Origin of the sequence: Cellulomonas jepli (assembly GCF_047229345.1) — a bacterium.
Lineage (GTDB): Bacteria > Actinomycetota > Actinomycetes > Actinomycetales > Cellulomonadaceae > Cellulomonas_A.
Genome location: NZ_JBFTER010000143.1, coordinates 1 through 10860, shown reverse-complemented (window position 1 = coordinate 10860; position 10860 = coordinate 1). Strand labels below are relative to the sequence as shown.

Annotated in this window: 11 protein-coding genes; 10 read left to right on the top strand and 1 reads right to left on the bottom strand. The window is 77.5% G+C overall.

What is annotated here, in order from left to right; translation table 11 throughout:
• From AB6N24_RS21640 to AB6N24_RS21600, 9 genes are all read left to right on the top strand, one after another.
• Nucleotides 1-954: hypothetical protein (locus AB6N24_RS21640; RefSeq protein ID WP_412871427.1), on the top strand; the 954-nt coding region annotated here is incomplete at its 5' end.
• Between the two features lie 130 nt (nucleotides 955-1084).
• Nucleotides 1085-2434: a sensor histidine kinase gene (locus tag AB6N24_RS21635; protein WP_412871426.1), complete on the top strand. Its 1350-nt coding sequence runs from the start codon at nucleotides 1085-1087 to the stop codon at nucleotides 2432-2434.
• A 5-nt stretch (nucleotides 2435-2439) separates the two neighbouring features.
• Nucleotides 2440-3126: a response regulator transcription factor gene (locus tag AB6N24_RS21630; RefSeq protein ID WP_412871429.1), complete on the top strand. Its 687-nt coding sequence runs from the start codon at nucleotides 2440-2442 to the stop codon at nucleotides 3124-3126.
• A 152-nt stretch (nucleotides 3127-3278) separates the two neighbouring features.
• Nucleotides 3279-3917, top strand: a complete 639-nt coding sequence (locus AB6N24_RS21625; RefSeq protein WP_412871425.1) for a helix-turn-helix transcriptional regulator — start codon at nucleotides 3279-3281, stop codon at nucleotides 3915-3917.
• A 117-nt stretch (nucleotides 3918-4034) separates the two neighbouring features.
• Entirely contained in the window at nucleotides 4035-4517 is a 483-nt protein-coding gene (locus tag AB6N24_RS21620) for a hypothetical protein (RefSeq protein ID WP_412871424.1), read from the top strand.
• A gap of 25 nt (nucleotides 4518-4542) precedes the next feature.
• The gene (locus AB6N24_RS21615) at nucleotides 4543-5268 is read left to right on the top strand and encodes a hypothetical protein (protein WP_412871423.1); all 726 of its coding nucleotides are present in this window, start codon (nucleotides 4543-4545) and stop codon (nucleotides 5266-5268) included.
• 122 nt (nucleotides 5269-5390) lie between these two features.
• Nucleotides 5391-6509 carry a hypothetical protein gene (locus AB6N24_RS21610; RefSeq protein ID WP_412871422.1) on the top strand — a complete coding sequence of 373 codons (1119 nt, stop codon included), beginning with the start codon at nucleotides 5391-5393 and terminating at the stop codon, nucleotides 6507-6509.
• A 118-nt stretch (nucleotides 6510-6627) separates the two neighbouring features.
• Nucleotides 6628-7176, top strand: coding sequence for an RNA polymerase sigma factor (locus AB6N24_RS21605; protein ID WP_412871421.1), 549 nt, complete (start codon nucleotides 6628-6630; stop codon nucleotides 7174-7176).
• Nucleotides 7177-7415: 239 nt separating this feature from the next.
• The gene (locus AB6N24_RS21600; protein ID WP_412871420.1) at nucleotides 7416-8255 is read left to right on the top strand and encodes a hypothetical protein; all 840 of its coding nucleotides are present in this window, start codon (nucleotides 7416-7418) and stop codon (nucleotides 8253-8255) included.
• A gap of 512 nt (nucleotides 8256-8767) precedes the next feature.
• Here AB6N24_RS21600 and AB6N24_RS21595 read toward each other — a convergent pair.
• A complete protein-coding gene (locus AB6N24_RS21595) occupies nucleotides 8768-9769 on the bottom strand; it encodes an aldo/keto reductase (protein ID WP_412871428.1) in 1002 nt (333 codons plus the stop codon).
• 276 nt (nucleotides 9770-10045) lie between these two features.
• On the opposite strand from AB6N24_RS21595, the gene AB6N24_RS21590 reads away from it, so the two are divergent.
• Nucleotides 10046-10795, top strand: a complete 750-nt coding sequence (locus AB6N24_RS21590; RefSeq protein WP_412871419.1) for an HNH endonuclease family protein — start codon at nucleotides 10046-10048, stop codon at nucleotides 10793-10795.
• Nucleotides 10796-10860: the final 65 nt, after the last annotated feature.

Genomic DNA, 10860 nt, shown 5'->3' with positions numbered 1-10860 from the left:
GCCACGAGCCGCGCGGTCGACGACGCCCTCGCCGACGCCCTCGCGCGGGCGGACCGGGCCGACGGCGCCGAGGGCACCCGCGCAGGTGGCCTCGAGCGCCACCCCAGGGCCGGACGCGCGCGTGCACGCCTCCCCCGCCTCGACGCGCGGGCCGACCGGACCGTCGACGGGCTCCGCGGGCACGGCTGGACCTCGCTGCACGACCTGCACTGGCCCGGCCGCCCCGGCGTGCTGCTCGACGAGGTCGTGATCGGGCCGGGCGGGGTCGTCGTGGTCGACGGCTCCCGGTGGTCCGCCGACCTCACCGTCACCGCCGGGCTGCCGCACCAGGGCGGACGGGTCCACGACCGCGAGCTGCACGCGCTCGTCGACGCCGTCGCGGCCGTGACCTCGCTCGTCGGCCCCGCGCACCGCAGCGCCGTCACCGCCGTCCTGTGCCCGCCCGGCGCCGCCGGACCCGTGCGCACCTCGGCCGGGCTGCTCGTCGTCGGCCGCGAGCGCCTCGGCGCCCACCTCGCCGGGCTGCCCGCACGGCTCAGCCCGTACGACGTCGCCGACCTCGGCCGCCGCCTGGCGCGCGAGCTCGGCGGACGCGTCGGACCCGACCTGCTGACGACCGCCGCCCTCGACCAGCCCGACCCCGCCGCCGGCCCCGTGCGCCCGGGCACGCGCGGGTCCCGGGCCCGGGTCGCCGCCCGCACGGAGACCGTCACCGCGCCGACCCGGCAGGGCCTGCGCCGGGCCGTGCGGCGCGCCGACCTGGTCGCGCTCGCGCTGCTCGCCGCGGTGGTCGTGGTGCTCGGCGTCGACCCGGCGTCGCTCGCCACCGCCGGGTCGGCCGTCGGGGACTTCGTCGCGTCCTGGGTCGTCCCCGAGACGCTGCTCCCGGGTTCCGTCCCCGCCACCGTGCCGCCCTCGCTGCCCGGGGGCGCCGGGCCCGTCGCGACGAGCTGACCGCACCGGGCCCCGGCCCGGCGGCCCCGCGCGGCTCCCGGCCTGCTCCTCGTCGGCGCCGCCCGCTCGGCGACGGAGGCGACGGAGGCGACGGGTCGCCGCTACCTCGCGCGAGGGAGGCGCCCGGCGGGTGCGCGCTGCCACACTCGTCCGCATGGGGCTGCGCGCAGCAACGAGCAGGCTCGTCCGCCCGCTGACCAGCGGCGAGACGGTCCGCTCGGGGGTCTTCCTGGTCATCGGCGGCGTCGTCGCGACCGCGTACCTGACGCTCGTCGTCGGCTTCGTGCAGATGCTGCGCACGCCCGGGACGCCGACCGCGATCGGCCTCGTGCTGGCGGCGGTCACGGCGGTGATCGCGTCGGCCCCGCCGTTCCTCGCGCCCGTCCGCACGCTCGAGGTGCACGCGACGCGCACGTTCCTCGGGGTCGACGTCCCGGTGCCCGCCGCCGAGCCGGACGCAGCGACGCGCTGGCGGGGTGCGCTCTGGTACGGCGTGCACCTCGTGGCGGGCGGGGTCGTGCTCCTGGCCGTGGTGACCGGGGTGCCCGTCACCGCGCAGCTCGTGCTCTCGGCGCTCGGGGTCGACGGCCTGACCGGCGCCGACGGGCTCCCGCGCCTCGACCCGTTCCCCGACCCGGGTGGCGTGCTCGACCGCGTGCTGTGGCTCGCGCTCGCGCTCGTCCTGCCCGTGGTGCTCGCGCACCTCGTCGCGGTGTGCGCGTGGGGGCTGCGGCTGCTCGCCCCCGCCCTCCTCGGTCCGTCCGCCGACGAGCGCGTCGCCGAGCTCGAGCGCGCCGCGACCCGGCTCGCCGAGCGCAACCGCCTGGCCCGCGAGCTGCACGACAGCGTCGGCCACGCGCTGACCGTCACGACGCTGCAGGCGGCCGCCGCGGCGCGGACCCTCCACCACGACCCCGAGGCGGCGCGCCGCTCGCTGACCGCGATCGAGCAGGCCGGCCGTGCCGCGATGGCCGACCTCGACCACGTGCTCGGGCTGCTGCGCGAGCCCGCCGACGGCGGGACGTCCCGGGCGCCCGTGCCCGACCTCGGTGCGCTCGACCGCCTCGTCGCCGAGACGCGTGCGGCGGGCGCCGACGTCGCGCTGCACCTCGACGGCGACGTCGGCCGGGTCGGCGGGGCGGCGTCGCGCGAGGCGTTCCGGATCGTGCAGGAGTCGCTGACGAACGCGCTGCGGCACGCCGCCGGTCAGGCCGTCGCGGTGCACGTCCGCGTCGGCGCGACCGAGGTCGAGGTGCGGGTCACGAACCCGGTGGCCGCCGGAGCGCCGGTCGGCGGCGCGGGGGTGGACGCGCGCGCGGCCGGCGCAGACGGCGCCGCCGGGGACGGGGTGGTGGTGGGGTCGGGGCAGGGGCTCGTCGGGATGGCCGAGCGGGTCCGGGTGCTGCGGGGCGGGTTCGACGTCGGCGAGCGGGCGGGTACGTGGACCGTGCACGCGACGCTGCCGCGGGAGCGCGCGTGAGCGGGATGGGCGCGGGCGGGGTGGGTGCTGGCGGGGCGGGTGACGGTGCGGTGCTGCGCGTCGTCGTCGTCGACGACGAGCCGCTCGTGCGCGCCGGGCTGCGCGTGATCGTCGACGCCGAGCCCGACATGACGGTCGTCGGCGAGGCCGGCGACGGTGCCGACGTCCCCGGGCTGGTCGCCCGCACGCGCCCCGACGTCGTGCTCATGGACGTGCGGATGCCCGCCGTCGACGGCATCGCGGCGACCCGCGCGCTCGTCGACCGCCCGGGCGCCCCGCGGGTCATCGTCGTGACGACGTTCGAGAACGACGACCACGTGCTCGACGCGCTGCGCGCCGGCGCCAGCGGGTTCGTGCTCAAGCGCACGCCGCCCGAGGAGATCGTCGAGGCGGTCCGCGTCGTCGTGCGCGGGGACCGGGTGCTGTTCCCCGCGGCGGTGCGCCGGCTCGCGTCGGTCCGCGCCCCGGCGGGCGACGAGCTGCGCCGCGCCGGCCTGACGGAGCGCGAGGCGGAGGTGCTGCGGCTCATGACGACCGGGCTGTCGAACGCCGAGATCGCCGCCCGGCTGTTCCTGGGCGTCGAGACGGTCAAGACGCACGTCGGGAGCGTCCTGGCCAAGACCGGCGCGCGCGACCGGACCCAGGCGGTCATCGCGGCCTACGAGTCGGGGTTCGTGCGGCCCGCGGGCTAGGCCCGCCGCCGGAGGGCCGGCGGAGCGGGTGATTGTCGGCCGGGCCGCCCCTGCGCAGCACCGACGCCCGCACGCGCGTGCTAGTACTGCCCACCAGGACGGTGTGACGGCGGCGCCACCGGGCGCCCGACGTCGAGGGGGCAGCGCCGGGCGTGGGGGAACCGTCGACGCGGGTCGACCGTCCCCGCGCGCCCCGGGTCCGCGTCGTCGGTGACGACGTCGTGCACACCGCGGCGATCACCGCCGGGCTCCTCACGGTCGGCGTGGCCGTCGTCCAGCCGTGGGCGGTCGTCGCAGCACCGGGCCGGGCGTGGCACGAGGGCCTCGTGCTGCTCGCCGACGGCCCACGCCTCCCGCGCGTCCTGCGGGGAACGGCCCACGTCGTCGTCGCCGTCGGTGGCGCGGACGCGTCGCGCGACCTGGCGACCGCCGCGCGCCGCGGCGCCGGGGTCGTCGACGCCCGGCTCCCCCTCCCCGCCGTGGTGCGTGGCGTGGTGGCGCGCCTGCACCGCCCGCCGAGCCTGGCCGAGGCGCACCGGACCGCGGACGAGCTCGAGGCGCTCGCCGCCGAGCAGGTCCGCCTGAGCCGCCTGACCCCGCGCGAGCACCAGGTCGTCGCCGCGCTCTCCGAGGGCCTGACCGCGCACGAGATCGCGCGGCAGCTCGTCGTGTCCGTGTCGACCGTCCGCGCCCACATCCGCGCCGTCCTGACGAAGCTCGAGGTGAGCAGCCAGCTCGCCGCCGTCGCGGTCGCCCGCCGCCGGCTGCCGAGGACCGTGGCCGGCGGCTGACGCATCGTCAGAAGTGACGATCTCCCCCACCGGGACCCGGCCGACGATCGAGACGGACGGCCGCACGCGCCGTCCACCGGCGGCGGTCGGCCGACCGCCTCGAGCAGGGGGGCACACATGCTTCTGGTACTCACGCAGGACCCGCAGGTCCGGCGGTGGGCGGAGGACCCGCGGTCCGGGTCGCAGCGCTGGGGCGGGATCGGGCACGCACCCGCCGGGCCGCAGCAGGGCGCCGACGCCTGGTGGCGGCAGGCGCTCCCGCACCTCGGCGCGCAGGAACCGCTGCTGCTCGCCGCGCACGGCAACGACACCGAGATCGGCGACCCCGACCCGGACGGGTGGGGCTGGACCGTCGGCGCCGTGGTCGGCGCTCTCGGCGCCGCCCCGGCCGCGTGGCGTGGGCCCGTCGTCATCTGGGCGTGCGCCGAGCAGGTCACGAACTTCTCCGCCCGGCTCGCCGTCGCGCTCGGCGCCGCCCAGGTCTTCGACGGGCTCTGGGTGTACGGGTTCAACCGGCCCGTCCCCGTCGACAAGACCTTCCCCGACCCGGCGCTGCTCGGCCAGCAGGTGGACCTGCAGCCGACGCAGGTCACCTTCTGAGACCCCTGAGCGAGAGGAGCACACCATGTCCATCGTCCGTGACATCGTGAAGCAGTTCGACGGCAGCGAGGAGCTCGCGCAGACGCAGCGGGCCGTCGTCGAGGCGCTCGGCAACCTCGGGGAGGCCAAGGCGGACCTCTTCGACAAGGCGATCCGCGAGTCGCTGCGCACCGCCGGCACCGAGGCGAACCCGACGGTGCCCATCACCAACATCCTCACCTCGAAGAAGGAGGTGCACGCCTACACGAGCACGTCGGCCTCGCACCTTTCCGAGACCGTGCAGACGTCGCTCAAGGCGTTCATGCAGGGCTCGGCCGACGGGGTGATCTCCGGCATCGGGTCGCTCATGACCGGTGCCCTCACGGTGTTCCTCGGCGAGGCGTCGAGCGCCACGGGGACCATCGACGAGTACTACGTCGCCACCGAGGGCCTCTCGGTCCTGCGGCTCGACCTCAAGGCCTGGTACCTCAACGTCTCGGCCAAGAGCGTCTACGAGAAGATGGAGCGCGTCTGCGCGTTCGTCGCGGTGAAGTCGACCGTGGACCTCGCCAAGCTCGACTTCAACACGTTCCTCTACCTGTACCAGAACCAGCTCGCGCTCGGGAATGTGCGCAAGGAGCAGATCCGCGCGGCGCTCGACGACGCCACGGAGATCTGGGCGGCGTTCAACAAGGTGCGGCGGAACGACGTGACGGTCGAGCCGGCGCACATCACGCGCCACCCGGCCACCACCGCGGCGCTGCCGGCCTGACGGGTGGCGGGACGGCCCGGTGCCGACGCCGGCCGGGCCGTCCCGCCGTCTCCCCCGTGCGCGGGAGCCGGACCGCCTTCACGGGGGATCACCGCGCGCCCGCCGCTCACGAGGGTGGAGGCATGGACCTCCACACGACGCACCCCTCGGCCACCACCACCACGACCCGGCCCCCGGCCGCCCGACCACCGCGGCACGTGCGCGTCGTGCCCGCGCTCGCCGCCGCGTGGTGGGCGGTCGCCGCGCTGGTCGCGCTCGCCGTCACGCTGACGGGCGGCACCCTGCCCGTGGGTGCCGCGTCCCGCGACGCCGTCGGCACCCTGCTGCACGACGTCCCCGGGTCGACGCTGAGCCCCCTGGTCGCGCTCCTGGCGCTCGTGGGCGCGACGCTCGCCGTCGGGATGCTGCGGGCCCGCCGCTCGACGGTCACCGCCGCGGCCCGCACCGCCACGACGACCGCCGCCGCGGTGACGGTCGCGGGAGCGGTGGCCCTGACGGACGCCTCGATCCTCGCGCGGCTCGGCTACCTGCCGCTGCTCGTGGTGCGGGCGCCCTTCGACGAGGAGTTCCGCGACGCGTTCGCCGCCTACGTCGCGCCCGGGGTCGTCGCGCAGTACCTCGCGCTCGGGGGTGCGGTGCTGCTCGCGTGGGCCACGGTGCTGTTCCGCCGCCGGGCGAGCGGCGCGTGCGCGGTGTGCGGGCGGGCCGTCGACCACGCGGAGCCCCGCTGGCGGACGCCGGCGCGCGCCGCGGTGTGGGGTCGGCGCTGGGCGATCGTCGCCGCGGTCGTCCCCGCGCTGTACGCCGCGACGCGGCTCGCGTGGGTCGCGGGCTACCCGTTCGGGATGCAGGCCGACGACTACGACGCGATGGTGGCCGACGGCATGCTCGCCGCGGCGTTCGGGCTCGCGGCGTTCGCGCTCGTCGGCTCGGTGCTCACGCTCGGGCTGTTCCAGCGCTGGGGCGAGGTGTTCCCGCGCTGGATGGTCGGGCTCGCGGGCCGGCGGGTCCCGGTGATGCTCGCCGTCGTGCCCGCGACGCTCGTCGCCGTGGCGGTCGTGCCGGCCAGCATCACGCTGCTCGCGATCGGCCCGGACCAGCTCCGCGCGGAGGCCGCCGAGAGCTGGGGCGCCCTGGCCCCGATGCTGCTGTGGCCGCTGTGGGGGCCGGCGCTGGGGGCCGCGACGTACGCCTACCACCTGCGCCGTCGCCCCGCGTGCCGGACGTGCGGGCTCGGCTGACCGACGACCCGGCCCGGCCGTGCGGGCTCCCCGCGCGGCCGGGCCGGCGTGCGTGGGCCGGTCGGGTGAATCCGCGCCGCACCCCGCCGTCGCCGGCCGCGCCGGGCATGCTGGACCGGTGCTCGCCGACTTCGACCCCGTGCTGGCCTCGGCCCGCCGCGGGTCGCCCGAGGCGTTCCAGGCGCTCTACGCCGACCTCGTGCGCCCGGTCGCGGCGTACCTGCGCGGCAAGGGGGTCACCGACGTCGAGGACCTGACGAGCGAGGTGTTCCTCGCCGTGTTCACCGGGCTCGCGCGCTTCACGGGCGGTCAGGCCGACTTCCGGTCCTGGGTGTTCACCATCGCCCACCGCCGTGTCGTCGACCACTGGCGCCGCGCGTCGCGCACCCCGGGCACGGCCGAGTACGACGCCGAGGACGACACCCGCACGGCGCCGTCCGCGGAGGACGAGGCGCTGGTGGACCTCGGTTCGGCGCGCGTGCACGAGCTGCTCGCCGAGCTCACGCCGGACCAGCGCGACGTGATGCTGCTGCGGGTCGTCGCCGACCTCACCGTCGAGCAGGTCGCCGAGGTCGTCGGCAAGCCGCCCGGCGCGGTCAAGGCCCTCCAGCGGCGGGCCCTCGCGGCGCTCCGCAGGCTCGTCGAGGCGGAGGGCGTACCCGTGTGAGGCCCTCCGACGATGACGCTCGTGTGAGGGCGTGCGCGGACGACGCGGTGCTGTCCGGGACGGGTGACACCGAACCGGCGCTGCACGCGTGGATCGCCGCGCTCCGTGCGACGGCCGACGCCCCGGCGCCGGCACCGACCACCGCCCTCGCCACGCTCCTGCGGACGGGCCGCCCCCCTGTGCCCGCCGCGGTGCCGACTGCGTCGCGGTTCCCCCTGCGCGTACGGGCACGACGGGTCGTGGCGAGGGCGGCGGCACTCGGGGTCGCGGGCAAGCTCGCGCTCGGCGCGGGTGTCGCGTTCGCGTCCGTCGGCACCGTCGCGACCGTCGAGGCCGTGCCCGACTCCCTCCAGGACCCCGCGAGCGCCGTCGTCGTCTCGCTCGTCGACGCGCTGACGCTCGGCACCGTCGAGCTCACGCCGCACGGCTCGGGCCCGGCCGGCGCCCCGCTGGGTGGGACCGTCACGCCCGGGGAGGTCGGTCCGGTGCTGCCGGACCCGGTCGCCTCGCCGCAGGGGGCTGCGGAGGACGGGCGGACGGGGAGCGGCGTGAGCGCGGGATCGGGCGTCGGATCGGGCAACGGCGTCGGCGTCGGGCTCGGGAGCGGGAGCGGGAGCTCGTCCGTGGGCCTGCCCGGACCCCGCGTACCCCTGCCGGCCGACCGTGGCAACGGGACACCTCCCGTCACCGTCCCGGGGATCGGCGTGCCGGCCGTGGGACTCGCGGGCGAGGGCGTGCCGCCCGAGACGGTTCCCGGCACGGGAGACGGCACCGGGCCCGGGAAGGGCAACGGGCTCGGGAACGGCAACGGGCTCGGCGTGCCCGCCGGGACCGTCCCCCGCGGCGGGCTCCCGCAGGTCACCGTCCCGCCGGAGGCTGCACCAGGACCACCCGCGCACGTGCCGGGCACCGACGTCGCCGTACCGGGCGCAGGCGTCGGCGCGGGCGTCGGCACGGGCGTCGGCGGCACGGGCGCCGGACCGGCAGCCGGGGCGACCGGCGCGGGTGCAGGCCCCGGGAGTGGCGCGCCCGCGTCCGACGCCCGCCCGGGTCAGGGCCACGGGCGCGCGAGCCCCTGACCGACCGCTCCGGCCGTCGCGCGGTCCGGGACCCGTCCGGTCGTGCGTACCGGGTCGGCAGACCGCGCACGCAGCACGCGCCGGCCCCGCAGCCCGCTCACGCGGCACGCGCGCGCCGGGCCCCGCAGCCCGCTCACGCGGCACGGCACGCGCCGGGCCGCGCAGCTCGGTGGTGCGCCCCGGTCGTCCCGGTCGCGCCGTCCCGCGAGCCGGACGTGCACCTCGGGAGGAATCTCGCCGGCACCCGTACCCCTGCGCGCGCAGCCGACGATGGCCGGGGTGACGGGGGCGTCGCCGCGCACCCCTGACGACCAGGAGCGAGGTGCGCCGATGACCAGCAGACCCACGGGACCGCGTCCCCGGCACCGCTCCGCACGACGCCCGGCCGGGTCCGCTCGCTGACACCCCCGGCTGGTCGGACGACGCCCCGCGATCCCTTCGGTCGTGGGGCGTCACCGTGCCCGGGGCCGTGCCCGGGGCCGGGGCCGGGGCGGGGCGTGCACCGGCGCCGCTCAGGCGTTGAGCGGCCCCATGTCGGCGTACCGGTCGCCCACCGCCGCGCCGGGCGGGAGGGCGGCGTCGAGCTCCGCGAGGTCCTCGGGCGAGAGGTGCACCGCGTCCGCGCCCGCGTTCTCCTCGAGGTAGCGCACGCGCCGGGTCCCCGGGATCGGCACCACGTCGTCGCCCTGCGCGAGCACCCACGCGAGCGCGAGCTGCCCGGGCGTGACGCCGGCCCTCTCGGCGACGGCCCGCACGACCTCGACGAGCCGCAGGTTCTGCGCGAGGGCGTCGTCGGCGAAGCGGGGTGTCGTGCGGCGGTAGTCGCCCTCGGCGAGGTCGGCGGTCGAGCGGATCGAGCCGGTGAGGAAGCCGCGCCCGAGCGGCGAGTACGGGACGAGCCCGATGCCGAGCTCGCGCAGCGTCGGCAGGATCTCGGCCTCGACGTCGCGCGACCACAGCGAGTACTCGGTCTGCAGCGCGGTGATCGGGTGCACGGCGTGCGCGCGGCGGATCGTCGGGACGGCCGCCTCGGAGAGCCCGAGGTGGCGCACCTTGCCCGCGGCGACGAGCTCGGCCATGGCGCCGACGGTGTCCTCGATGGGGACCGTCCTGTCGACGCGGTGCTGGTACCAGAGGTCGAGGTGGTCGACGCCGAGGCGCTGCAGGCTCGCGTCGGCGCACCGGCGGACGTACTCGGGGCGGCCGTTGATGCCGAGGCGTGCGCCGGACTCGTCGCGCTCGTTGCCGAACTTCGTGGCGACGACGACCTCGTCGCGGCGGCCCGCGATCGCCCGGCCGACGAGGCGCTCGTTGGTGAACGGCCCGTACATGTCGGCGGTGTCGATGAGCGTCACGCCCAGGTCGAGCGCGCGTCGGATCGTCGCGATCGACTCGTCGTCGGTCGTGGGGTTCGTCGCGCTGTAGTACTCCGACATCCCCATGCAGCCGAGGCCGAGCGAGCCGACGGTGAGGGCGGTGCCGTGCGCGGCCGAGCCGAGGGTGCGCGTGCTGATCGTCATGCGTCCGAGCATGCGCCCCCGCGCGGTCGGCCTCAACCGACCCCGGGCCCACGCGCCGCGCGCCGGCTCCCGTCCGCCACCCGCCGCCTCTCGTCCGCCACCCGCCGCCTCACGTCCGCCCTCCGCCGCCTCCTGTCCGCCGTCCGCGCCCTGCTGCCCGCCGCGGGCGGACCGCGCCGCCGAGCACCCCCAGGACTGCGACGCGCGCACCTCCGGCGTGTCCGCGGTCCGTACGCGTCCGCGATGGGCGTTATGTGGCATCTTGCGCGCGTGCACCCGACCCGGCCGATCGCCCCGCAGCAGCGCCGCCGCCTCCCTCGCGCCGTCTGGGTGCTCGTCCTCGTCGGCGCGGTGGCGTTCGGCGTCGGGCTGCCGGCGTGGACCGAGGCCGCCGACGCCGCGCGCTACCCGGTCACCGCCGAGGACCTCGCCGCCGGGCGGGCAGCCCTGGACGCGCTCGCGGTCAAGGGCCGGGCCCCGAAGACAGGCTACGACCGCGACGAGTTCGGGCAGGCCTGGGCCGACGTCGACCACAACGGCTGCGACACCCGCAACGACATCCTCCGCCGGGACCTGACCGAGCTGACGTTCAAGCCGGGGACGCGCGACTGCGTCGTGCTCAGCGGGACGCTGGCCGACCCCTACGGCGGCGAGGTCATCGAGTTCGAGCGCGGACCCCGGAGCTCCGAGGTGCAGATCGACCACGTCGTCGCGCTCAACGACGCGTGGCAGAAGGGCGCCCAGCAGTGGACGCCCGAGGTGCGCGAGGCCTTCGCGAACGACCCGGCGAACCTGCTCGCGGTCGACGGGCCGCTCAACCAGAAGAAGGGCGCCGGCGACGCCGCGACCTGGCTGCCGCCGCGCTCGGGCTACCGGTGCGTGTACGTGCTCCGCCAGATCCGCGTGAAGGCCGCCTACGGGCTGTGGGTCACCTCCGCGGAGCACGACGCGATGGACCGCCAGCTCGACCGCTGCCGGGTCGCGCCCGCGGCGGGGACGACGCTCACGCCCGCGAGCTGACCGCACGGCGGCGCCGGCAAGCCGCCAGGTCGCCGTCCTGAGCAGCGCGCGCGACGGTGGCGGGC